A 24840-nucleotide genomic window follows, 5' to 3' on the forward strand; every position below is an offset into this window, starting at 1 on the left:
GCCTCCACCGGCTTGGCTCCCCGCCTCTCGCGCGGAACGGAGACATCCGGCCGGTCGTCGGGCGCCTCACGCGGCGGCCTGGCGCAAATGCTCGACGAGCAGTTTCGCCGGACGCGGCAGCGCCTTGAAGCTGCGGGCGCAGATCACGAGCCGCCGATCGGCCCAGGCATCGCGCAGCGCGACGAGGCCGATCGGCATCGACCGCGCGCAACGTCGCGCCGCCGCTTCCGGCACGACGGCAATGCCGATCCCGGCCGCCACCATCTGGCAGATCGCGTCGAAATCGCGCAGCCTGGCCCGCACGTGCTGGCGGATGCCGAGCCGCGCGGCGTGCCGGCCGATATGGACGTTGAGCGCCGTCCCCTGCGTGAGGCCGATGAAATCCTCCCCCGCGGTCTCGCTGAAGTCGATCTGTCGGCGCGCTGCGAACGGGCTGCGCCGTCCGGCCACCAGAATCAGCCGGTCCTTGCCGAAAGCGAAGCGCTCGATCGTCTCGGGCAGCGCGTGCTCCGCCGCAAAACCGAGATCCGCTCTGCCGGACACGATCGCCTCGGCGATCTCGGTGCTCTCGCGCTCCTCGACATCGACGTTGATGTCGGGATGCTCGCGCAGGAAGGCCGCCAGCGCCTTCGGCAGATGCTCGGCGAGGCCGACCGTGTTGGCGAGCAGCTGCACGTTGGCGCGACGGCCGGATGCGAAGCCCGAGAGCTCGCCCTGCATGGCCTCGACATTGGCCATGATGATGCGGGCGTGATCGAGCAGGCTCTCGCCCGCCGCGGTCAGCTCCACGCCGCGCCGGCCGCGCTTGAACAGCTCGACGCCAAACGCGTCCTCCAGGCCCTTGATCCGCGCGCTCGCCGAGGCCAGCGCCAGATGCGCCCGGTCGGCGCCGCCAGTGATGCTGCGGGCCTCGGCCACGACAATGAACAGCCTGAGATCGACCAGATCGAAACGCATGGTCATTCTGCCTCAGTCTTGGACGAAGGCTTGCTCCGTAACCTCCACATTGTGTCGTCGGCGCAGTCTGGTCAATGTGCCGACCATGATCGACCCTATCCTCATCTTCATCGCCTTCGCGCTCACTTTGGCCGGCTTCGTCAAGGGCGCGCTCGGCCTCGGCCTGCCGACCATCTCGGTCGGACTGCTCGCGGTCGCCATGCCGCCGGGCCGGGCGCTCGCCATCGTCATCGTACCGGCCGTGATCACCAACATCTGGCAGACCTTCGCCGGCCCCTATCTGCGCGATATCGCCAGGCGCCTATGGCCGCTGATGCTGGGGACCGCGATCGGCATCTGCCTCAACGCCGGCGCGCTCAGCCATGCCTCGACCCGCTGGGGCAACGTCGCGCTCGGCGTCTTGCTGATGCTCTATGCCCTGCTCGGTCTCACCAAGCTCGCCTTCAAGGTCGCGCCCCCGCACGAGAAATGGGTCGGCGGCATCGTCGGCCTCGTCACCGGGCTGATCTCGGCCGCCACCGGCGTGCAGGTCGTACCTTCTGTGCCGTACATGCAGGCGATCGGGCTCGAGAAGGACGAGTTGGTCCAGGCCCTCGGCGTGTTCTTCACGGTCGCCACCGTCACGCTGGCCTTCAACTTGACGAGCTCCGGTCTGCTCAGCCCGGCCACCGCCCTGCCCGGCGCGGTCGCGATGGCCTGCGCCTTTGTCGGCATGTTCGCGGGCCAAGCGGCGCGATCCCGACTGCCGGCCGAGGCGTTCCGCCGTGTGTTCCTGATCGCCATGATCCTGCTCGGCCTGTATCTCGCCGGCACGGCGGTCGTCGAGCTGCTCCGGTAAGTCAGCGCGCCTCGAGCATCGCGATCCGGACGCCGAGATAGATCAGCAGCCCGCCGATCGTGCGGTTGAGCCAGAGCAGCGCGGCGGACGAGTCGCGCACGCGGCGCGCTGCACGGGCCGCGACGACGGCGACGCCGAGACACCAGATCGTGCTGTTGACGATGAAGATCGTGCCGAGCAGCAGGAAGGCGATCGCCTTGTGCGGCGCCTCGGCTGCGACGAATTGCGGCAGGAAGGCGAGGAAGAACATCGCGACCTTCGGATTGAGGATGTTGGTGAGCGCGCCCTGCCAGAACGCTTGGCGCAGCGTCACCACCGGCATCGACGTCGCATCACTGGCCCTGGCGGCGTCCGGCCGCCGCGCCAGAAGCTGCGTGATGCCGAGATAGACCAGATAGGCCGCACCGGCCCATTTCACCGTCGCGAAGGCCGTCGCGGAGGCCGTGAGCAGCGCCGACAGCCCGATCGCACTTCCGAACACGTGAACCAGGCAGCCCGTGCTGATGCCGAAGGCGGCAGCGGCCCCGCCGCGCCAGCCCATCTGCGCGCTGCGGCCAACGATGTAGGCGGTGTCGGGACCCGGCGTGATGTTGAGCAGCAGCCCGGAGACGAGAAACAAAGGCAGATCGTGAATGCCGAGCATGATTGAACATTTCCTAACAATAACGGTCTAACCATACCTGGCCTCGGCATTGCCGTCTCGCGCCGCAGAGGCCGGCGCGGGGCCGCATGGCGAGGTGCCGCGATGGGTTCTGGAAAAGCGTTGGATTTGGCCGCCTCGGCCGTGGTATGCGCGAGGCGGGAGCACGATGTGATGGAAAGACGCCTCGCTGCCATCCTTTGCGCCGACGTCGCCGGCTATTCACGCATGATGGGGATTGACGAGGACGGCACGCACGCCGCCTTCAAGGCTCATCGCGGCGCCATCCATCCGATCATCCTCAACCACGCCGGCCGCATCGTCAAACACACCGGCGACGGCTTTCTGCTGGAATTCGCCAACGCCGCCAGCGCCATCCAGTTCGGGATCGAGATGCAGTCCCTGATGGCGGAGCGCAACGCCGATCTGCCGTCCGACCGCAACATGCGCTTCCGGCTGGGAATCCATCAGGGTGAGTTTACGGTCGATGACGGCGAGGCCTTCGGCGACGGCATCAATGTCGCCGTCAATCTGGAATCGATCGCCGTCCCGGGCGGTGTTGCCGTCTCGGCCAAGGCTTATGAGGAGGCCGGCCTGCAACTCCCCGTCAAGCTGACCAGCGCCGGAAGCTTTCAGTTCAAGAACCTGCGGGAGCCGGTGCAGGCGTGGACATGGGAGCCGGGTAGCGAGGCGGCGATCCGGGCCGGGACGAGCGTCACCGGCCTGCCGCCGCAATATCGCACCGCGATCGTCGGCGTGCTGCCATTCGTCAACCTCTCCGACGACGCCGACGCCTATCTCGCCGACGGGCTCGCGGACGACCTGATCCATGCGCTGTCGCTGCAATCGTTCTTTCGTGTCCTGAGCCGCACCTCGACGTTTCGCTTCAGGGACCGCGGCCTCAATCCCCGCCTGGTCGCACGCGAGATCGATGCGACCTACCTGATTCAGGGAACGGTGCGGCGCTCTCGTCACAAGCTCCGCGTGACGGCGGAGCTGATCGCGCCCGAGACCGGCGCTCAATTGTGGACCGGTCGCTATGACGGCGATGTCGGTGATCTCTTCGCGATGCAGGACGAGATCACCACCAGCCTATGCGCGGCGCTGATGCCGGAGATCTATCGTGTCGAAGCCTCGATTCCAGTCCGCGCGCCGGCGACCGACCCGACCGGATGGGACCGCTTCCTGCGCGGTCTGTCGCACTACTACCGACCGACCAAGGCCGACTACGAGATCTCCATCTCGCTGTTTCGGCAAGCCATTGCGCTTGATCCCACGCTCGGTCTCGCGCACGCTTATCTCGCGACCATTCTGATGCAGGGCATCAATTTCGGCTGGATCAAGGGCTCGCGCGAGCTCTGGCAGGAGGCGAAGAATCTGGCCTTGGACAGCGTGCGGCTCGACGGGCGCTCCTCGTTCGCCTATGCGATCCTGGCCTTCGTGCAGGCCATGCAGGGCGACCATGACGACGGCATGAAGGCGGCGCGCAAGGCGACCGAGCTCAATGCCTACGACATGGGCGCACGCGGCGTGCTCGGGCTCTGCCATATGGTCAACGGCGAGCACCAGCAGGCGATCGATCTGTTCTCGATCGCGGCCCAGCGCGGCAACAGCGATCCGCGCTACCAATGGCCGGCGCTGAATGCCTACAGCCACTACCTGCTCGGCCGCTATGAGGCGGCGTTGTCCTGGGCCCGCGAGGAGCTGTTTCTCTACCCGAACCATCTGCAGGCGCTGACGATCCGCGCGGCGACCCTGGCGCAGCTTGGTGCGATCGACCAGGCGGGCGACGCCGTCGACGTGCTGTACGCGCAATACCCCTGGCTCACGCTCGACCGCCACATCAAGAACATCCGATGGAAACGCCGGGACGACATCGACCACTACCGCGACGGACTGATCAAGGCCGGGCTGACCTGAGCCAATCGGGTCCAATGTCGCCGGCCCGCCACATGGCCTACACATTGCTTCCGCAAATTGATTGGATTCGACCGCTGTTGCCGTGGTATCGCCCTGAGTAGGAGCAAAGACGGAATGGAGAGACGGCTGGCCGCGATTGTCTGTGCCGATGTGGTCGGTTACTCGCGGATGATGGGCGCCGACGAGGCGGGAACCCATGCCGCGTTCAAGGCCCATCGCGGCGCCATCCACCCGATCATCCTCAATCACGGCGGCCGCATCGTGAAATACACAGGGGACGGGTTTCTCCTGGAATTTCCGAGCGTCGTCGGCGCCATCGCGGCCTCCGTCGAGGTGCAGAAGCTGATGGCCGAGCGCAATGCTCATTTGCCGGCCGACCGGGTGATGCAGTTTCGCCTCGGCCTCAACATGGGCGACGTCATCTTCGATGAGGACGAGGTGTTCGGCGACGGCGTCAACACCGCGGTGCGGCTTGAAGCCGCAGCACCGCCCGGCGGAATTGCCGTCTCCCACAAGGCCTACCAGGAAGCCAGCAAGCACCTCACGGTCACCTTCGTCGACCGCGGGCCGTTCCGCTTCAAGAACATCGAAGACACCATCAACGTCTGGACCTGGGATCCGTCCTCGCCGGAGAAGAGCCGCGAGCAGCGGTCCGCCACGACCCTGCCGGCGCAATACCGCACCGCCATCGTCGGCGTGCTGCCATTCGCCAATCTCAGCGGCGAGACCGACGAATACTTCTCGGACGGCCTGGCCGAAGACCTCATCCATGCGCTGTCGCTGCAGTCGTTCTTCCGGGTGCTCAGCCGCAACTCCACCTTCGCCTTCAAGCATGCCGGCATGAGTGCCCGCCTGATCGCGCGCGAGATCGATGCGACCTATCTCATCCAGGGCTCGGTGCGGCGCTCCGGCGACAAGATCAGGGTTACCGCCGAGCTGGTCGCGCCGGAGAACGGCGAGCAGCTGTGGGCCGGCCGCTACGACCGCGACATCGGCGACCTGTTTGCAGTGCAGGATGACATCACCGCCAACCTCTGCACCGCGCTGATCCCCGAGATCTATCGCGCGGAGGCGGCGGTGCCGGTGCGGTCCAAGACCACGGACCTCACGGCGTGGGATCGCTTCCTGCGCGGGCTGTCGCACTACTACCAGCCGACCAAGGCCGACTACGAGAGCTCGATCGCGCTGTTCCGCGAGGCGATCAGGATCGACCCAGGTCTTGCGATCGCCCACACCTATCTCGGCACCATCCTGCTGCAGGGCATCCATTTCGGCTGGATCAGGAACTCACGGGAGCTGTGGGACGAGGCAATGGCGCTGGCCGAGGCCGGCGTCCGGCTAGATTCCCGCTCGTCCTTCTCCTATTCGCTGCTGGCCTATGTCCATGCCATGCAGGGCCGGGTCGAGGCCGGGATGGAGGCGGCGCGCAAGTCGCTGCAGCTCAATCCCTATGACATGGGCGCGCGCGGCGTGCTCGGCGTCTGCCATCTCGTCGCCGGCGAGCACCGCCAGGCGATCGAGCTGTTCTCGGTGGCGGCCCAGCGCGGCAACAGCGATCCGCGCTATCAATGGTCGGTGCTGAGCGCGTTCAGCCATTACATGCTCGGCCAGTACGACGCCTCGCTGTCCTGGGCGCGAGAGTCGCACTATCAGAACCCGAACCATCTGCAGTGCCTCGCCATCCGCGCCGCCGCGCTGGCGCAGCTCGGACGCTCGGTCGAAGCCGGCGAGGCCGTCGCGGCACTTTTGAGCCAGCATCCGTGGATGACGATCGAGCGCCTCCTGAGCAACATCCGCTGGCGCAATCCCGCCGACATCGCGCACTATCGCGACGGCCTCACCAAGGCCGGCATCCCGTTGACCAAGCTCACCCTGGTGGACACCAAGGCCAAGTTCGCGGGCGAATAGCGCGATCGCGACTTGAGGTTGACACTTGGGCGGGTTGCGCCAATCATTCACGATTGCATTGTAGCGTTCAGACGGCGGCCGATCCGCCCGTTCCTCGGCGCAATTCGGCGTCGTCCTCGTTTGTTTGCGTGATTTCGTTTTCATCACTCAGGTGCTTTCCAAGGATGTTCTTCGATGCAAGAAGACAGCGCCCGCGCCCGTGACGCCCTGCCCGGACAGCTTCCGGTCTCGTCCGACAACCCGTGTCCCTTCCTGCGCGCGCTCGTCGCCGGCGGCTTCGTCGACGGCCACAGCGTCCCCTTGAAGACCATCGGCGACCGGGTCGAGGCGGCGAGCGGCGAGACCGGCTTCAAGAAGCGGCTCGTCGGCATCGAGACCTTTGGCGTTGCGCTGATCGCGAACGGCCTGTCGCCGCTGCGGCTGCTGAAGAGCCTGTGGTCCGGCGCCGATCTCGACCAGTTGCGCAACGGCCCGCTCGACAAACATGGCGGCGGATCGCGCATTCTCGACGCCGAGGCCAAGGTTCATCCCGAGGAGATCGACCGGTTCGCGAGCTTCGGCAGCGACTATCCCGATCCCAACGGGGGCACCGAGCGCGGCCTCAACGAGGCGCAGATCCAGACTTTCATGAAGGCCAATCTGACGCGCGACGGCGACCGAGCGCGCTGGTACTTCCCCATTCTGATGCAGGGCGAATGGCCGGTGCTGCTCAACATCCTCGGCAAGGGCGAGGGCGACGGCCGCTATCTCTCCGTTGCCGAGGTCCGCACGCTGTTCGTCGACCGCCGCCTGCCGCAGCGTATCGCCGCGCGGCTGATGGCCAAGCCCAAGCCCGCGAACATCGTCTGGCGTATCGGCAAGGCGCTCGTCGGCACGACAGTGCTGGCCGGCGCCGCCGTGTTGCTCGCCTGGGTGGCCGCGCCCGACGCCGTCAGCGACAAGCTCGGCAAGGTTCTGCCGAAGAAGGTCGCGGCGTTGATCCCGCCCGCTTTGCCCGAGACCGAGCCGACCAGGGCGGCCTATTGGCTCGATCAGGGCTGGACCACGCAGGACCGGCACTGGTTTCACCACGTGACGCAGGGCACCGCGACCTTCCCGATTCCCTACGCCTGGTTCATGGCGATGGAGCAGCCTTATCTGGCGCCGTTCGGCACGCCCGGCCTGATCTCCGACAGCGCCTATCTCGAACGTTTCGGCTTCATCCCGAGCCCGAAGAGCGTCGACGGCGACCCAAGCGTCCTCCGGCCGTTCGGCTACGCCGCGACGGCTGCCAAGACCGAGCCCGCAGCGCCACTGCCCGCCGGCCTCAAGCCGACCCCGGCCGGCAACGAAGGCGGCCTGCCGGTCGGCTTTGCCCGGCTCACCGGCGCGACCGATCCCGCCACCGGCGCCGCGCAGTCCGACAAGATCGGCCTGACCTGCGCGGCCTGTCACTCCGGCAGCATCCACTACAAGGGTGTGAGCGTACGCTTCGACGGCGGCCCCGGCATGGTCGACCTGCGCAAGCTTGAAGAGGCCATGGGCTTTGCGATGATATTCACGCAATACGTGCCCGGCCGCTTCACGCGCTTTGCCGATCGCGTGCTCGGACCGAATGCGTCCGACGCCGATCGCGCGAGCCTGAAGAAGGGCCTGAAGGCCGCGATCGATTTCGCGCTCAACATGCAGGCCAACAACTACAAGACCACGATCGAAGCCAAGGGCCAGACCGAGACGGAGGAAGGCTTCGGCCGGCTCGACGCGCTGAACCGCATCGGCAACCAGGTATTCTACCTCGACATGGCCTCGAGCGGTCTGCCCAACATGCTCGACAACCAGGAGGCCATCGACGCGCCGGTGTCCTACCCTCCGATCTGGACCGTGCCGTGGTTCTCCTGGGCGCAATATGACGGATCGATCGCGCAGCCCCTGATCCGCAATGCCGGCGAGGCGCTCGGCGTCTCCGCACAGATCAACTTCTCACCGAAGACCGCGAGCGACAGACTGTGGCGCTCGTCGATGGCGATCGATAACCTGCTCTACATCGAGAACATGCTGCGCGGTCCCGATCCGTTCGCGACCACGACGCCCGCGTTCGGCGGGCTGACCTCGCCGAAATGGCCGGAGAAGCTGTTCGCCGGCGACGACGCCTGGAAGATCGATCCGGCCCGCGTCGAACGCGGCCGTAAGCTCTATGCGGCTGTCTGTGTCGAGTGCCATCTCGGCCCGGTCGCCGACACCGTGTTCGACAAGACCTATCCGGACAAGAGCTTCTGGAAGATCAAGCCGGCCGATGACTGGGAGAGCAAGGGCTGGAACGCCAAGGGCCCGATCCTCGACCTCGTGCAGAAGCCCGTCGAGGCGATGCAGACCGACCCCGGACAGGCGAGCATTCTCGCCAACCGCAAGGTCAACGTGGCAGGCTTCCTCGAGGTCGATCCGGCCAAGGACCTGAAGGGCTGCAACCTGCCGCAGGGCTCGACCACGGAGATGCCCTATGCGCTGGCGCTGATGGCCGTCGTGCAGAAGGCCAGCGACAAATGGATGGAGGACCGCAAGATCTCCGAGGCGGAGCGGGCCGCATTGTGGGGCGATCGCAGGAACTGCCCCAACCCGGCCGGCAAGAGCTATCGCGCCCGCCCGCTCAACGGCGTGTGGGCGACCGCACCCTATCTGCACAACGGCTCGGTGCCGTCGCTGTACTGGCTGCTGACGCCGGCTGCCGAGCGGCCGACATCGTTCTGCCAGGGCGCGCGCGACTATGACCCGAAGCCGGTCGGCTTCGCCGTGCCGAAGGGCGGCGAGAGCACGTGCAAGGTCGGACAGACGCTGTTCGTGACCAGCGATTCCAGCGGCAAGCCGATCAAGGGCAACAGCACGCTCGGCCATTCCTTCGAAGGGCCGACGAAGCCCAACAAGGACTATCCGAACGGCATCATCGGCGGTGCCTTCTCGGAGGACGAGCGCTGGGACCTGATCGAGTACCTGAAGACGCTGTGAGGTCACGCGACGGTGCGGCCTGCTGATCATGGGGCGCACCGCCGGCTTCACGCCGCGGTCCAGACGCCCGGACGCACGCAACGCCGGATCGCTCCCTGCTCTCCGAGGGAATGCAGGATCACCCAGCCGTTGACGACGAGATCGCGCACGCCCTGGTGACGCTGCAGGACCTCGTCCATGGCGCTCTCCGGCGCGGCGATGAAGACGTTGAGCCTGATGGGTTCGTGGATGAAGCGCGTGCCGTCATGCACCGACTGCCAGGGCAGCCCGACACGCAAGTCGCCGGCGTTGCCCTCGAGCACGCCGAGCTGGCCGACGATGTTGTGCAACACCTTGTTGCCGCTGCCGAAGGCAGCGTTGTTCACGGTCGAGCCGTAATATTGCAGGTTGATCCAGCTCGCGACCACCATCGGCGCCGTCATGATCAGCTCGAGGGTGCGATAGCCGTCGTCACGGGCGGCCTCGTAGGAGTGCAGGAAGGCGCGGCCGCCGAGGTCGAGGCCGCGGGTGAAGGCGCGCGGCGCGGCGATGAAGGCGGCGTTGCCGGCGAGCCCCCATTCGGGCCGCACCTGCGACCAGTCGCGGCTCCGGGCGATCACCGCGTCATCGATGTCGGATACGTCCTTGATGCCGAGCAGCGCGCTGCGCTCCTGCCGCGCCAGCCGTGCAGCGTCCGCGAGCCGTGCCTTCAGCCGGGACAGATCCGGCGCGAGCACGGCCGGAACGTCGTCCTCGTCGAACAAGGTCACGGCATCGGTCGTGGTGTCGTGCAGCGCTCCGATGAACCAGCAATCGGCGGGGATGTCGATGCCCTTGGCGCGCAGACCTTCTCGCACACGCCAGTCGTTGAGAACGGCTGCGGCGACCCGCGCATTGGCCTCGCCGGTATGGCCCCCGCAGGCGCCGCAATCCAACCCCGACGCGTGCGGATTGTTGACGGTGGTGCTGCCGTGACCGGCCAGCAGCACGAGCCGCGCGAACGGCCCGGTCAGCGACATCGCCTTGAGCACCGCCTCGGCCATCGCGACGCGCTGCGGATCGGTGAAGCCGGTGGCCCGCCCGCCGAGCTCGCCCGGTGTCAGCCGCGGCTGGACGCGGGCCGCGATCTCGGGATCGAGACCATCAACGACGGGTGACGGCACGGGACGCGTGACACCTGCGCTGTCGGTTGCGATCTTGGCGGCGAAGCCGAGGCCGGCGGTCTCGACGAAGGAGAACGACGAGACGGCCGAGACCTTGAACGACTTCCAGGCCTTGGCCGCCCGCCGCCGCAGCAGCCGCAGACCCAGCACCTCGGCCGCCTCGACGTCATCGGCATGCTTGACGGCCTCGCAAACGACAAAGGCGGGCTTGAGCAGCACCGGGCATTGCGCGCCGCCCCTGGTATGGCCGATCGGGACGTATTCGATCGGGAAGCCGAAGAATCCGGCGAAGCCGATCGTCTCGGCTTCCGGATAAGCGGTCTCCAGCGCGCGCCGGAAGATCTCCGAGCGCACGTCGATGCAGAACGCGGCCTGCAACGCCGGCCGCGCCGGCAGCCGCGGGATCGCCGCCTCTGCGCCATGCGCGGCAAGCTGCCCGACCAGCCGCGCCCGGAAGGCGATCTCATAGGCCTCGTGCAGCACGAGATCGATCGCAAGCTCCGGCGTCTCGTCGAGCCGCTGATCGGCCGGCAGCTTCGCCGCTTCCGCCATGGCCTCCGCCCAGGCCGCCTTGAAGGCGTCGTCGGTGCGCGCCTGATAGAGCGCATAACCCCAGGCGAGCCGGATCGCCAGCAGCTCCAGCAGCGTCTCGTCGCGCCGACCGTCGAGCTGCGCGTTCCAACCGATGTAGCGGGCATAGGCCGACCAGCCGCCGAGATCGAACAGTGCCCGCACCAGATAGTCCTCGACCGCGCGCGCGGGGATGCCGAGCCGGTCGACGATCAGACCGATCGCCTGCACCGGATCGGCCGGCAGCTCCGCGATCGCCTTGCGGAAGCCGGTGAGCCCCATCACCTCGGGATTGCGGTCATAGGCCGCGATCGTCCGCCACGCGGCATAGGGCTTCAGCTTGCGCACCGGGCTGGGCCAGCTCGCCTGGCCTTCGTCGAAATAGGTGGCGCAAAACGCCGAGATCTCGTCGATCATGAAGGCGACCAGCGAGACGTAGCGATCGCCCTCGGCGAGCCGGTCGAGCACCTCGGCGACCGTCGCCACGACAGCGGGCGGCGACGACAGCCTGGCCTCGGCGCGCGCCTTCTGCTTGAGCGCGTCGACATCGAGCCCGGTCGAGGGATGCAGCGCGAGCGCCTGCGCCAGCGCTTCATCGTCGATCCGGCCGTCGTCGAGCGCCTGCCGGTAGTAGCCGCGCGGCATCAGCATCCGCGTCCGCACCACGCGCTCGAACGTCGCGGCGGTCGCGGCGAAGCTCTGCGAGGTGAAGCCGAGGAACGGATTGACGGCGACGAAGTGCTTCAGCGGCCACAACGGCGCGACCCGCTGGCAGGCGCTGTCGATGCTGGCCATCAGCCCGGCATCGGCGGTGGTGTCGATCGGGTCGGTCATGGACATGGCAAGGGCAGCCTGGGTCATCTTCATCTCCGGCTCACGGCTTGGACGGAAGGTGCGAGCTCGCGCTTCGCGGCCAAACCGTCAGCACGAGGCGGTTGGCGAGCGTGTTGAGATAGAGGCCGTTGCGCAGGTGGACGTAGGCCGCGATCCAGAACGGCGCGTCGGCGCGGCGCATCATCTGGTTCTGGAACACGGTCACCGCCGCGAACGAGACCACCACGGCCGCCGCGATCAGCATCGGCACGACACCATCGACCGGCCGCGATGCGGGAATGCTGCCGCCGACCAGCCAGGCCGTGCCGGCCTGCAGCGCGAAGTAGACGATCGCGACGCCCGCTGCGGTCACCGCGGCGCGGGCGATGACAAAGGCGTTCGGCCGCTCGTCGATCGCGTTGGCCATCAGGTGCACCAGCCCCATCAGCAGCACCGAGCCGAGCGCGATCTGCGCCGGGTTGCTGCGGAGCGTCATGCCGAAGGCGAGCCCCGTCAGCAGCGCGAGGCCGATCACCGCGACCAAGGCCAGGATCAGCCTTGCGGCGTGCGGCTGGCCGCCGGGGCTCGGCGTCCATGACGCGCGGGCGAGATCGATGATGCTGCCCGACGACAGGAAGGCGTGCGCCTTGTAGAGCGAATGCGCCACGATGTGCAGCAGCGCCGCGGAGAAGGCGCCGAGCCCGCATTGCAGCAGCATGAAGCCCATCTGCGCCACCGTCGAATAAGCGAGCTGAACCTTGACCGAGGTCTGCGTCAGCATCACCAGCGAGCCGAACAGCGCGGTGGCGCCACCGACGACCGCGAGGACGTCGAGCGCGGGCGTGGCCAGCAGCAGCACGTCGCTGAGCCTGAGCACCAGGAAGCCACCGGCATTGATGATGCCGGCATGCAGCAGGGCCGACACCGGGGTCGGCGTCTCCATCACCTCGATAAGCCAGCCATGCAGCGGCAGCTGCGCGGATTTCAGCATCGCGGTCGCGACGATCAGCAGCGCGGCGATCGTGACAATCGCCGATCCCGCCCCTTCTCCGCCGCGGGCCTGCGCAGCGAGGCTGGCTTGCTCCAGCGTGCCGAAGCGGAGGTAGAGAAGCAGCGCCGCGACCGCGAGGAAGGCATCGCCGAGCCGGCTCGCCACGAACTTCTTGCGCGAGGCGCGGACCGCGGCCGGACGGGTGTCGTAGAACAGCAGCAGCTTGCCGAGCGCCAGGCTGGTGCCGATCCAGGCCGCCAGCAGCAGCACCAGGTTTCCGGAGATCAGCAAGGTCAGCACCGCGGCCAGGGTGAGCAGCAGCCAGCGCGTGAACCTGACCTGGCCGGGATCGCCGTCGAGATAGTTGCGGCTGTAGCGCACGACGACGAAGCCGATGAAGCTGACCAGCATGATGAGGATGGCGCCGAGCGTATCGAGCTGCAGCGACAACCCTAGGCCGTAGCCGCCGAGCAGTAGCGTCCGCCCTGCCCCCATGACCGCTGCGCCGAGGCTCGCGACAGTGGCAAGGGCGAATGCGAGCGCGGCGGTCGCGATCGCGTTACGTGCGACGGTTCTGGCGCTGCCGCCGGTGCCGGCGAGCGCGACGACCGCGAGCGTGAGCGGCGCAAGCGCCGCAAGACAGGGAAGGAGCTGGTTCATGGCGGCCCGGTCGTTTGATCACAGGGGACGATCTCTCCCTCTTGCTTTACGGGCTGCAGTTCATTCCTAAAATTTCAATCATTGAACCTGATCGTTATAAAATATAGAATGATTGCGTGCCGCATCTGAATTACCACCACCTGCGCTACTTCTGGATCATCGCCAGCGAAGGCAGCATGAGCCGCGCCGCGCAGCGCCTCAACGTCTCGCCCTCCTCGCTGTCGGTGCAGGTCAAGGCGCTGGAGGAGCAGCTCGGGCAGAAGCTGTTCGAGCGCATTGGACGCACCCTGCAGCTCACCGAGGCCGGGCGCATCGCGCTCGACTATGCCGGCAGCGTGTTCAAGTCCGGCCATGAGCTGATCGAGACCTTGTCGGGCCTGCGGCCGGGACGGCAGCTGCTGCGGGTCGGCGCCGCGGCGAACCTGTCGCGCAACTTCCAGATCGCGTTCCTGAAGCCCTTGATCGGGCGCGGCGACGTCGAGCTGATCATCCACACCGGTCAGTTCAGCGACCTGTTGGAGCAGCTCGACGCCCACAAGCTCGATCTCGTGCTCGCCAACCATCCGGCGGCGCCAGACATGCGCAGCAATTTCGACAACACGCTGATCGATGAACAGCGCGTCAGCCTCGTTAGCCGCAAGCCGGCCAAGCCCGCGCGATTCCGATTCCCGCAGGACCTGGCAACGACGCCGGTGATCCTGCCCGGCCGAGGCAGCGCGCTGCGCTCGGCTTTCGATGCGCTGGTCGGATCCAGCGGGATCCGTCCGGTCATCGCCGCCGAGGTCGACGACATGGCGATGCTGCGCCTGATGGCCCGCGAGAGCGGCACCGTCACGTTGGTGCCGTCGATCGTCGTGATCGACGAGCTGCGTACCGGCGTGCTGGTTGAACGCGCCCGCCTGAGCGCGCTGAAGGAGCAGTTCTTCGCCGTGAGCCAGCAGCGCCGCTATCCCAATCCGCTCGTCGCCGAGCTGATCGGATCACGCGACAGGAAGAGCGGTTCACGGCCTGAATGACCTGTCCGTGGCACTTTGTCTTGAAATAGGTTGCAGGCAGCCCGCAAGACATCGGGACGGACCGGTCTTGCGGACCAACTCCCAGTTCGTTCCGAACTGGGGCAAGGTCAGCAGTCGTGAGCCGTCCGATCAGAACATCGCGGGCGGACTGACATTCACCCCGTGCTGGACCAGCACGAGAGAAGCGACCACGCCCGTCAATGAGAACATGGTCACCAGACCAAATCCGGAATTGAGCGCATGGGGACCAACCAGCTTCCGCACAATCATCATCATCAATGTCTCCTCCTGAATGTCGTTAGTGGACTTAACTAGAGGGACGGTGCGTTACCGGGGCGTTTCCAAATTTGGAGAGATCGGCGCGTGGTGAATGCATCCTTGAATGCACAGCATGCCCGGCATGAAGGCCGCTTAACACTGACGGCGGATTTGCAGTTGCATCGAGACGGGCGAAGCGCCGACGCTCGAAGAAGTTGAATCTTCGTATTAGCTCGCCCTGAACGGAGCACGATGTCGACGACAAGGATGGACGACGGCCGCACGCGAGGCACGGTGGTTCGTGTCGCGCTGAGCGATCGCATCTATACGCGGCGCGAGCAATTCGACGTTTCCCGTTTCCCAGCCGAAGTACATCGTCACCCCGAATGAAGTGGCCGCAGCCGTCAGGCGACCCTCGGTCATTGGGCTGGTGACATCCGGCTCGGGACGGATCGCGAAGACGTTCGCGGTCTGCGTCCTGATATGATCCTACTTCGCCTCATTCATCGCCGTCGCTGCGAGCAGCGCCGCCTCGATCGTGTCCCGGGTCTTGTCGAGATGCGCCATCGTGAGCGTCACCGCGCGCTCGGTGTCGCGCGCCAGCGCGGCCTCCATCAGTTCGCGATGCTCACGCGCGGCATCGCGGTTGCCACGATCGGTCTGGCGGGCGAGATCGAGATAGCGCTCGTTGTGTGCAAACAGGAGATCACGCACCCGCATCATCCAGGCGCTGCCACAGGCCTGGGCCAACGCGGCATGGAATTCGGCATGCGCCAGCATCCAGGCCGGCGAGAAGCTGCCGTCATGGGCCGCGATCGGCGTCGCGGCCAGACGGTGATGCGCGGCAACGACCGCGGTCTCCCAGGCGAGATCACCGTTGGCGATGGCGCGGCGCAGGCACTTGGTCTCGATCTCGACGCGCATGTCGGTCAGATCGCGCAGATCGGCCACCGAGACCGGCGCCACGCGGAAGCCGCGCTGCGGCGTCGCCGTCACCAGCCCTTCCGCCGTGAGCCGCGCCAGCGCCTCGCGGATCGCCCCGGTGCTGACCGAGAAGGCTGATCCGAGCTCGCTGATCTTCAGCTTCTCCTCCGGACGATAGAGCCCGGCGAGCAGGCTGGCACGCAACTGCTCGTAGACGGTCTGGGTGGCGCTGCCGGACATCGACTCACTCTCGCGGGACAATCGATTCACACTAGCAAAGCCTAAAAGTATATTTTCATCAAAAAATATATTTTAATTGCACGGCCTCCGCCATCCCCCTATGCTCAACGCCAAAACGCCGCCGGCAGCGCGGCCCATCAGGGAGGTATCCATGCGAAGCACCATCGCAGCGGCAGGATTGCTCGTCGTCGCGTCCGTCCTCGCCGTACCCGCTCGGGCGGAGGATCAGCCGGGCATCACCGCCAGCGAGATCCGCATTGGACAGACCATGCCCTATAGCGGGCCAGTGTCCGCCTTCGGCATCCTCGGCAAGGGCGAGGTGGCCTATTTCAAGATGGTCAACGACCGCGGCGGCATCAACGGCCGCAAGGTCAACCTGATCTCGCTGGACGACAGCTACGTGCCGCCCAAGACCGTGGAGCAGACGCGACGTCTGGTCGAGAGCGACGAGGTGTCGTTCATCTTCTCGACCATGGGCACCGCGCACAACACCGCGATCGCCAAGTATCTCCAGGGCAAGAAGGTGCCGCAGCTGTTCGTGGCCTCGGGCGCCTCGAAGTTCGGCGACCCTGCGCAATTTCCTCTGGCCTTGATGGGCGTGATGGCGCCGTTCCGCAACGAAGCGCGGATGTATGCGCGCTACGCGCTGCAGAAGAAGCCGGATTCGACCTTTGCCATTCTCGCGCAGAACGACGATTTCGGCCGCGACTATCTCGCCGGGCTGAAGGACGTGCTCGGCGAGCGCTTCGACAGCACGGTGACCGTCGCAAGCTACGAGTCGACCGAGCCGACCATCGACTCGCAGATCGTGAAGCTGAAATCGACCGGCGCCGATGCGCTGATCATCGCCGCGACGCCGAAATTCGCCGCGCAGGCGATCCGCAAGACCTTCGAGATCAACTGGCGGCCGCTGACGTTCCTGACCAACGTCTCGGTGTGGATGTCATCGGTCATGGAGCCGGCGGGACTGGAGGCCGGCACCGGCATCATCTCGACAGCCTACGTCAAGGATCCGTTGGATCCCGCCTGGGCCAACGATGCCGGCGTCAAGGGCTGGCGCGACTATATGGCGAAATACGTGCCCGACGGCGACATCCGCGATTCCAACTACGTCAACGGCTACAACAACGGCATGGTACTGGAGCAAGTGCTGAAGGCGGCCGGCAACGATCTGTCGCGCGAGAGCATTTTGCGGCAGGCGCTGTCGATCAAGGATCTCGAACTGCCGATGCTGCTGCCGGGCATCAAGGTCAACACGTCAGAGACCGACCACCTCCCGGTCGAGCAGGTGCAGTTCATGCGTTTCACCGGCAAGCAGTGGGAGCGGTTCGGCGCGGTGCTGTCGACCAAGTAGCGGCGGCTGCTCCGTGGATCGTCGGCGCGGCTCCGCGCTGACGACAGGCGCATGCATGGGCTGGCACGGTATTGGAGGACGGCGCCTCTCTCTCGCCACGTAAACAAAATCGCAACAGTCGCCTGCGATGTTTCGTCGCAGGTCAACCGAAGTCGCAATCGGCGTCCGCATACATCCACATGTGGTCCCGCGCGCGACGGCGTGATCCTCTGCTCACGGCCGGGGGAGCGGGCGGAGGCGGGCTCCTGCCCGGTTCTCACCGCAGGTCTCCTTGAAGCAGTCGCGGAGATGATCGCCGCGGGGGAACCGCCAACAAGGAAAAGAATACAGGTCCTCACCGCCCCAACGGGATCTTTTGAGGAAGAGCATGACGGATATCAGCCGACCAGCGAGCCGGGCGAGCGCCGCCATCGCGCGCTTCTCCCGCGACAGCAAGGCCAATATCGCGGTCACATTCGCGCTGGCGCTGTTGCCGATTCTCACGGCGATCGGATGCGCGACCGACTACTCCATGGCCATGCGCATGAAGATCAGGCTCCAGTCTGCGGCGGATGCCGCGAGCATCGCCTCGATCTCGGTCAACTCGGCAGGCTATACAGCGGCGATGGCGATGACGTCGGACGGAACCGTTACCGCCGGAGTCGCGGAGGCGGACAACATCTTCAAGGGCAACGCCTCTACCTTTCAAGGCTACACATTGACGTCCGAGACCAGCACCGTCACCAAGAGCGGGTCCACACTGACGTCGCAGGTGCAATTCACCGCCAACGTGCCGGCCACGTTCCTGACGGTGATCGGCTATCAGAATCTGACGGTCAGCGGCCAATCGTCCTCCTCCGTCACGTTGCCACTCTATCTCGACTTCTATTTGACGCTGGACGTCTCGGGCTCGATGGGCCTCCCGTCGACGTCGTCCGAAGCACAGCGCATGCAGGCCATCAGCCCGGACAACTACAGGCAATACCCCACGGGATGCACGCTGGCGTGCCATTTTTCGCCGCAGAATAGCGCTTGCACCGATTCAGGGACCCAGGGATATCCCACAAACAACTATTGCCTGGGCTATGCGATCTCGCGCGTCAGCCAGAGCGGTTACAAGAACCTGCTGACCACCAACAAGAACTACCCCATGGGCGTTCAACTGCCGTCGTCGATCGTGTCCGGCCTGCCGAACTCACTGTACAAGAACCTGGCGACCGTTGCGAACTGCCCGACCGATGGGACGGATGCGTGCATCCAGCTGCGGCTGGATGCCGTGGGCTATGCCGTGAACCAGCTGTTTGTCACGGCGAACAACACCAAGAAGGTCAACAACCAGTTCCGGATCGGGCTCTACCCCTTCATCCGATATCTCTATTCCTACTTTCCGCTCACCAGCAGCATCAACGGCTCGACGACGGATTCGACCACCATCAACTATGCGGCGGCCAACCTTGCGACGCTGCTCGACACCAACACCAACGCATCTCTCGGCTCGGGCGGAACGCATATCGACACGGCCCTGTCCAGCGTCAACAACCTGATCGTCAATGTCGGGAACGGCAGCGCCTCGACCAATACCCTGCCCTACGTGTTCCTGGTCACCGACGGCGCGCAAGACCCGCAAGTGAAGGGCGTGCCCAATGGCTCATGGTCCGGCAGCAATCATGCCACCGTGATCGATCCGAACACCTCCTGCACACCGCTGAAGAACCGCGGCATCATCATCTCAGTTCTCTACATTCCCTATCAGGTGATCAATCCGGTGAACGCATCCTTCGCCGGTGACGAAGACGACTATGCCAACAGCAACATTCCTTCGATTCCGCCGAGCCTGAAGGCCTGCGCCTCGCCGGGATTCTTCTATACGGCGAACACGCCCGCCGACATCACGTCGGCGCTGAACGCGATGTTCAATCATGCGGTGTCCGAGGCGCATCTGACGAGATAGAGCAGAGACAAGCCCAGGCTCGGCCGTTGGACTTTCGGCGCCGAAGGCGTAGACCTCTACCGTCGACCACGAAAGAGCCGCGGCGCCCATGTCCGAGACTGATCCGCTCACGCTGAAATTTCGCTGTCCGAAGGAGCTGGAAGGCCTCATTCCGCAGCCGGTGCCGGCGCCGATGGGCGTTCCCGACTGGGTCAAGACGATGCCGGCCACCGCGTTCAGCGCGCTCAACCAGGCCGAGGAGCAGACCGTCAAGCGCTGCCCGCCCTTCATCGACGCGATGACGACGGGCTTCCTCATTCCGCTGATCTGCGATCTCACGGTCGAGGATGGCGGGATCAGCTGGGACAACGAGCTGCCGCCGGGCGGCGCGATCGATTTTCCGCGCTCGCCGATCAGCTTCCACGACGCCGCGCAGGTCACGGGCTCGCCGCTGTTCGAGGCCGACCGCTTCCTGCTCAAGTTTCACAATCTCTGGACGATCGAGGCGCCGGAGGGCTGGGCATTGCTGTTCACGCATCCCGTCAACCGCTTCGACCTGCCCTTCACCACCGTGACCGGCCTCGTCGACAGCGACCGCTTTCACGATAGCTTCGTGCATTTTCCGGCGCATTGGCACGACACGTCGTTCCGCGGCGTGCTGCCAAAGGGTACGCCGGTCGCGCAATGCATTCCGGTGAAGCGGCAGGCCTGGACGATGCAGATCTCGGCCTTCACCGAAGAGGAAATCGCGGAGATTCACGAGGTGCGCGAGGCGCTGAAGCGCGAGACCGGCGTCTATCGCAAGCGGTTCAGGGCTTGAGGGCGGCCGCGCCGTCGACCTGAAGGAACTTCGCCGCATCGCTCGGCCGGAAAAAGAAGCGGCCATGCGAGCTGACGACCATCGTATAGGCCGCGCGGCTCAACAGATGCGGCCGGCCGCGCACCACCGTGCGCAGCGCCGCCTTGGCCCCGGCGCGGTCGCCCATCTCCATCAGGCACATCGCGAGGTTGGCGCGGGTCTGGGTGTCCTCGGGCCGCAGGCCGAGCGCATGGCGGTAGGTGCCTGCGGCCTCGGCATAGTCGCCGTCGAGGAACTGCACCCAGGCGAGCTCGATCAGGATGTCGGGCCGTCCCGGCGCGGCCTCGCGCGCCGCCAACAGGTGCGTGCGGGCACGAACGCGGTCATTGGCCTGGAGAGAGAGGCGTCCGAGATCGAGCTGGAGGTCGACGCTGTCGGGTGACAGCGTCAGCGCCTCCTCGATCACGGCGATGGCGTCACCGAGCTGTCCCGACTTGGCAAGCCGCCCCGCCAGCTCCTGGAACGCCGGCAGAAAAGGCGGCCGCCGCGCCGCGGTCTTGCGCAGTAGGGCGATGCCATCAGCGGCGCGTCTGGACTCGCACAAAGCGGCGCCGAGCAGCGTCTGGAGTTCCGGATCGCTGCCGCGCAACGCCGCCTTCTCGAGCGGCGCGATCGCTTCGTTCGCGCGCTGCTGGCCGAGCAGTGCATGGGCCTGGACGAGCAGCGCGGCGCGGTCGGTCCTGGCCGTGCGCAGAATCGAGGCGGCGATCTGCTCGGCGCGCGCGAACTGCCGCGCGCGCAGCGCGTGGATCGCTTCCTGCAGCGCCTGCGCCTGCTGATTTTTCCGCCGTTCACTCACGTCTGCAGCCAAGCTCCGAGGAAGAGGTCGAGTCTAGCTAGCTCGCCGTCCCCGGGAGTGTCCAGCAGCACACTCACCCGAACAGCGGCGTGCCCGGCACGAAGGCATCGAACGCGGCCCAGAACTGCGAGCGGTAGCGGTCCTGCTCCTGCAGGATCTCGTGCTTGGCACCGGCGATGACGAGATGCGAGCCGGCGCGCAGATGATAGGCGAACTCCTCGATCGCAGCCGTCGACACCACGGTGTCGCTGGAGGCCGCCAGCATCAGGATCGGCTGGCGGATCTGGGAGGGATAGGTCATGCCGCGGAAGGTCATCATCGCCGAGAACGCCGCGTCGGCCCAGGCGACCGTGGGCGAGGCGATGCCGAGCGTCGGATCTTCTTCGAGGATCGCGGCGTTGCGGGCATAGCGGACCGGATCGGACGTCAGAGGATTGTTGACGAACGGCGCCAGCCCGCTGATCTCGTCGTTGCCGCCCGGCACGTAGCGGCCGCCCTGTCCGGCGATGCGCATCGCCCGCAGCAACAGCCGCGCCGGCAGCGCGGTGCGGCTGTCCGGAAGGTCGATCATCGGCGCCGACAGCACGACGCGATCGAACCAGCGCTTGCCGGCATGCGCGAGCCGCAGCAGCACCGTGCCGCCCATCGAATGCGCCAGCGCGAAATAAGGCGGCGGACAATCCGGCAGCACGACTTGCGTGACGAAGGTCTCCACGTCGGTCTCGTAGTCGGAGAACGAGCGCACATAGCCCTTGCGGGAATCGCGCAGGCGCCGCGACGAATGGCCCTGGCCGCGCCAGTCGATGATGGCGACCGCAAAGCCGCGATCGCGCAGATCGCGCACCGTCTCGAAATACTTCTCGATCATCTCGCTGCGGCCGGTGAACACGCACACCGTGCCCTTGCGCCCGGCCGGCGGCGCCCAGCGCGCAAAGCGCAGCTCGGCGCCATCAGGGGTCTTGATGGTGCCGGCAGTGACGTTTTCGGGAACGGGATTGGCGGGAATCGAGACGAGCGTCATGAGGCGCCCATCGAATAGGTGAAAGGCAGCGGGAATCAAGGGGTGGAACGGCAAAAAGAGCAGGTCTTGGGCGCCCTTGAAGGTCGAAACGTCCGGCCCATATCGAGATCGTGCAGGCCGCGTCAGGCTGCACGACAGCCCGGCCCGATGGCGGGCGGGTTAGCCAACAGTCGCTCAATGGAGGACTTTGACCATGCGTACCTACGACCTCACCCCCTTCTATCGTTCCACCGTCGGTTTCGACCGTCTGTTCTCGCTGCTCGACCAGGCCACCGCCGAGCCCACCCCCGGCTATCCGCCCTACAACATCGAGCGCACCGGTGAGAACGCTTACCGCATCACCGTCGCCGTCTCCGGCTTTGGCAAGGATGAGCTCTCCCTCGTCGCGAAGGAAAACACGCTGACGATCAAGGGCGAGAAGGCCGCCAACGAGAACGGCAAAAAGGCCGAGGTGCTGTATCGCGGCATCGCCGCCCGGGCCTTCGAGCGCTCGTTCCAGCTCGCTGACCACGTGGTGGTGAAGAACGCCAGCCTCGAAAACGGCCTGCTCCACGTCGACCTCGTACGCGAGATTCCGGAAGCGAAGAAGCCCCGCTCGATTCCGATCTCGACCGGCGCGCAGGCCGCCGAGCAGCCGGTGATCGAAGGCTCGGCCGAGAAGGCCGCCGCCTAACAGCACATCCTCATTCTGGAATAGGAGCGCCCCGGGCAACCGGGGCGTTTTTTCATGCCTTGCTGCAGTGCAGTCAAACGATCGTGACCACTGGTAACGGCCTGGTCTCAGCTCGCGAAGACGCCAATGATCGTCGTCAACCGGGCTTGGAGCCGTGACATGAACCTTCTTCGGACCCTCACCTGCGCCGCCGCGCTGCTGATCTCCGCAGGCGCCGCCCTCGCCGAGCCCGCGCAGCCGCCCAAGGTCCACAACGTCGTGCTGGTGCACGGCGCCTGGGCCGATGGCTCGAGCTGGGCCAAGGTCATCCCCTATCTGCAGGCGGCCGGCCTCAAGGTCACGGCCGTGCAGAATCCGCTGACCTCGCTGGCGGATTCTGCGGCCGCCACCCGCCGCGCCCTGGCCGAGCAGGATGGGCCGGCCGTGCTGGTCGGCCATTCCTGGGGTGGCACGGTCGTGAGCGAGGTCGGCACCGATCCAAAGGTCAGCGCGCTGGTCTATGTCGCGGCCCGGGCCCCCGATGCGGGCGAGGATTTCGTCAAGCTCGCCGGGCAATATCCGACACCGCCGGCACGCGCCGGCATCGTCGACCACGACGGCGAGACCAAGCTCAACGAGGACGCCTTCCTGAAGGACTTCGCCAATGGTGTCGATGCAACGACGGCGAAGGAGCTCTATGCGGTGCAATGGCCGACCGCGGCGACGATCTTCGGCAACCGCACCTCCCAGGCGGCGTGGCACGACAAGCCGTCATTCTATGCGGTGTCGAAGCAGGACAAGACGATCGATCCGGATTTCGAGCGCTTCCTGGCCCACCGCATGAAGGCGACCACGATCGAGCTCGACGCCGGGCACCTGTCGCTGGTGTCGCATCCGAAGGAGATCGCTGATCTGATCCTGAAGGCCGCCGGTCAGCACGAGTAGTGCGACCGATCGCGCTGGGATCTCATCGGCTGCTCCAAACGACCTGTCGTGCCCGCGAAAGCGGGCATCCAGGTCGCCGCGGCAGTCGTGACTGACCGAGATGCCGGTGTTTACGAAATCGCCCGGTCGAGGCCGGGCGATGACAGCTTTGGTGGTGGCAAGCGGCCGGGCAGACCGTCTGACTGCCTCTATTCCAAACCCTGTACAGCCGGCATCTTTGCCGTCGGCAGGATCTGGGGCACCGGCTTCGCCGTGGGCGCTGCGACGGAGCCCGTCGTCTGCGGCGCGGCCGCGGCCGATTGCACCGGCTTCGGCTCAGAGGGTTTTGCGTCTGAAGCCTTTGCGTCTGAAGCCTTGGCTTCTGAAGCCTTGGCTTCTGAAGGCTTGGCCTCTGAAGCCTTGGCCTCGGCCGGCTTGATGTCCGCGGGGCTGGGCGCGACCGGCTTGACCGCCTCGGCCGGCTTCGGATTGAGCGCGGCGGTCTGCGGTGCCGGAGCACTCGGCCGTGCGGCAGGCGTCGGCACCTTCGGCTGGACCGGCACCGCGGTGGCAACGCGCGGCGCAGCCGGCATCGGCGGCACCAGGCGCGGATCGGCCCGGATCACGCTCGGCGGCGACAGGCGGTCGAGGCCGCCGCGCGGGCTCGGCTCATAGCGCATCCGCTCGTACTCCTCGCCCCATTGGAACGCCGGCACGAAGCGGAGGATGCGGCCGGAGCGCGCATCGACCACGAGCTTGCCGTCCTCGCCCTGCCGATCGAGCACCGCCACGACCCAGACATTGCCGCGCTGGCGCGGTGCGCCGAGCGGCGAGAAACCGTTGTCGCGCAGAATCGCATAGACCTCATGCACCGGCAGGAACGCCGGTGCATAGCCATACTCCTGCTGGTAACCGTCCTGACGGTAGACCGGCGCCGGCGGCACATAGCGCTCGTCGCGGTAGCCGTAGTCAGGGCCCGGCCGATAGCCGTAACGCGGCGGCGGTGCGGGCACGACGGCCGGCGGCGGCAGGTCCGAATAAGGCGTATCGAAATCGGAGACCACCGTGTAGGGCGCACGGACGCCCTGTGGCGGCAACGGCTCGGCCTGCGCGGCAAACGGCGCGATCAACGCGGCCGAGACGACTCCAACTAGCAACTTCATGGCTCAAAGCTCCTGCATGCCCCCGCACGTGAAGCTGTTCGCTTCTTCTCAAGTGCCGCGGAAGTTCTGCCGTGATTCCGGCGGTCCTGGGTCGGCGAGAGGGCGGGATCGGGGCGTTAGGTTTCAAAATCGAGCGCGGCGCGTGATCGCCGGCCCGGCCGGATCGATCGGTCAGTGGCAGAAGCGGAAGATTTGCCGGGGAATGAGCGTGTGCGGCGCCCGGACCTCAGGACTCCGCAGTGCTTGTGTGATAGGTTAAAGTTTGGCATCTTGCGGTTTAGGACAGAAATGCTGTCTAAAATT

Annotated in this window: 19 protein-coding genes; 10 read left to right on the plus strand and 9 right to left on the minus strand. The window is 66.1% G+C overall.

Going from position 1 to position 24840, the window contains the following annotated elements:
• Positions 1-66 precede the first annotated feature (66 nt).
• The gene (locus tag QX094_RS05975) at positions 67-957 is read right to left on the minus strand and encodes a LysR substrate-binding domain-containing protein (protein ID WP_316175104.1); all 891 of its coding nucleotides are present in this window, start codon (positions 955-957) and stop codon (positions 67-69) included.
• Positions 958-1042: 85 nt separating this feature from the next.
• On the opposite strand from QX094_RS05975, the gene QX094_RS05980 reads away from it, so the two are divergent.
• Positions 1043-1795: a sulfite exporter TauE/SafE family protein gene (locus QX094_RS05980; protein ID WP_316174967.1), complete on the plus strand. Its 753-nt coding sequence runs from the start codon at positions 1043-1045 to the stop codon at positions 1793-1795.
• Position 1796: 1 nt separating this feature from the next.
• Here the strand turns inward: QX094_RS05980 and QX094_RS05985 are convergent, their stop codons facing one another.
• Positions 1797-2438, minus strand: coding sequence for a LysE family translocator (locus tag QX094_RS05985; RefSeq protein ID WP_316167848.1), 642 nt, complete (start codon positions 2436-2438; stop codon positions 1797-1799).
• 171 nt (positions 2439-2609) lie between these two features.
• Here QX094_RS05985 and QX094_RS05990 point away from each other — a divergent pair, with 171 nt between their 5' ends.
• From QX094_RS05990 to QX094_RS06000, 3 genes are all read left to right on the plus strand, one after another.
• On the plus strand, positions 2610-4355 hold the full coding sequence (locus tag QX094_RS05990; RefSeq protein ID WP_316184283.1) for an adenylate/guanylate cyclase domain-containing protein: 1746 nt from the start codon (positions 2610-2612) through the stop codon (positions 4353-4355).
• A gap of 114 nt (positions 4356-4469) precedes the next feature.
• Positions 4470-6263, plus strand: a complete 1794-nt coding sequence (locus QX094_RS05995) for an adenylate/guanylate cyclase domain-containing protein (protein ID WP_315716569.1) — start codon at positions 4470-4472, stop codon at positions 6261-6263.
• A 174-nt stretch (positions 6264-6437) separates the two neighbouring features.
• Complete coding sequence (locus QX094_RS06000; protein WP_316184285.1) at positions 6438-9242, plus strand: di-heme-cytochrome C peroxidase; 2805 nt, start codon at positions 6438-6440, stop codon at positions 9240-9242.
• 47 nt (positions 9243-9289) lie between these two features.
• Here QX094_RS06000 and QX094_RS06005 read toward each other — a convergent pair whose 3' ends face one another.
• Entirely contained in the window at positions 9290-11815 is a 2526-nt protein-coding gene (locus QX094_RS06005; protein WP_316184287.1) for a DUF2309 domain-containing protein, read from the minus strand.
• A gap of 13 nt (positions 11816-11828) precedes the next feature.
• Positions 11829-13418: an NADH-quinone oxidoreductase subunit L gene (locus QX094_RS06010; RefSeq protein ID WP_316184289.1), complete on the minus strand. Its 1590-nt coding sequence runs from the start codon at positions 13416-13418 to the stop codon at positions 11829-11831.
• Positions 13419-13534: 116 nt separating this feature from the next.
• Here QX094_RS06010 and QX094_RS06015 point away from each other — a divergent pair, with 116 nt between their 5' ends.
• Positions 13535-14434: a LysR family transcriptional regulator gene (locus QX094_RS06015; protein ID WP_315716565.1), complete on the plus strand. Its 900-nt coding sequence runs from the start codon at positions 13535-13537 to the stop codon at positions 14432-14434.
• Positions 14435-14563: 129 nt separating this feature from the next.
• Here QX094_RS06015 and QX094_RS06020 read toward each other — a convergent pair whose 3' ends face one another.
• Positions 14564-14710 carry a hypothetical protein gene (locus QX094_RS06020; RefSeq protein WP_315716719.1) on the minus strand — a complete coding sequence of 49 codons (147 nt, stop codon included), beginning with the start codon at positions 14708-14710 and terminating at the stop codon, positions 14564-14566.
• 471 nt (positions 14711-15181) lie between these two features.
• A complete protein-coding gene (locus QX094_RS06025) occupies positions 15182-15856 on the minus strand; it encodes a GntR family transcriptional regulator (protein WP_316186097.1) in 675 nt (224 codons plus the stop codon).
• A gap of 151 nt (positions 15857-16007) precedes the next feature.
• Here QX094_RS06025 and QX094_RS06030 point away from each other — a divergent pair, with 151 nt between their 5' ends.
• The 3 genes from QX094_RS06030 (at position 16008) to QX094_RS06040 (ending at position 19939) form a co-directional block, all read left to right on the plus strand.
• Positions 16008-17210, plus strand: coding sequence for an ABC transporter substrate-binding protein (locus QX094_RS06030; RefSeq protein WP_316186096.1), 1203 nt, complete (start codon positions 16008-16010; stop codon positions 17208-17210).
• A 367-nt stretch (positions 17211-17577) separates the two neighbouring features.
• Positions 17578-19140 carry a TadE/TadG family type IV pilus assembly protein gene (locus QX094_RS06035; protein ID WP_316174975.1) on the plus strand — a complete coding sequence of 521 codons (1563 nt, stop codon included), beginning with the start codon at positions 17578-17580 and terminating at the stop codon, positions 19138-19140.
• Positions 19141-19228: 88 nt separating this feature from the next.
• Positions 19229-19939, plus strand: coding sequence for a hypothetical protein (locus QX094_RS06040; RefSeq protein ID WP_316186095.1), 711 nt, complete (start codon positions 19229-19231; stop codon positions 19937-19939).
• Here the strand turns inward: QX094_RS06040 and QX094_RS06045 are convergent.
• Positions 19929-20777 (minus strand): tetratricopeptide repeat protein, encoded by an 849-nt coding sequence (locus QX094_RS06045; protein WP_316186094.1) that lies wholly within the window; start codon positions 20775-20777, stop codon positions 19929-19931. The genes QX094_RS06040 and QX094_RS06045 overlap by 11 nt on opposite strands.
• Positions 20778-20850: 73 nt before the next feature.
• Entirely contained in the window at positions 20851-21798 is a 948-nt protein-coding gene (locus tag QX094_RS06050; RefSeq protein ID WP_315769296.1) for an alpha/beta hydrolase, read from the minus strand.
• Positions 21799-21991: 193 nt separating this feature from the next.
• On the opposite strand from QX094_RS06050, the gene QX094_RS06055 reads away from it, so the two are divergent.
• Both QX094_RS06055 and QX094_RS06060 read left to right on the plus strand, forming a co-directional pair.
• Positions 21992-22471, plus strand: a complete 480-nt coding sequence (locus QX094_RS06055; RefSeq protein WP_315716558.1) for an Hsp20 family protein — start codon at positions 21992-21994, stop codon at positions 22469-22471.
• Positions 22472-22630: 159 nt separating this feature from the next.
• Positions 22631-23395 carry an alpha/beta hydrolase gene (locus QX094_RS06060; RefSeq protein ID WP_316186093.1) on the plus strand — a complete coding sequence of 255 codons (765 nt, stop codon included), beginning with the start codon at positions 22631-22633 and terminating at the stop codon, positions 23393-23395.
• A gap of 188 nt (positions 23396-23583) precedes the next feature.
• Here QX094_RS06060 and QX094_RS06065 read toward each other — a convergent pair whose 3' ends face one another.
• Positions 23584-24537, minus strand: coding sequence for a hypothetical protein (locus QX094_RS06065; RefSeq protein WP_316186092.1), 954 nt, complete (start codon positions 24535-24537; stop codon positions 23584-23586).
• Between the last annotated feature and the right edge of the window lie 303 nt (positions 24538-24840).

The organism is Bradyrhizobium sp. SZCCHNS1050 (genome assembly GCF_032484785.1).
GTDB lineage: Bacteria > Pseudomonadota > Alphaproteobacteria > Rhizobiales > Xanthobacteraceae > Bradyrhizobium.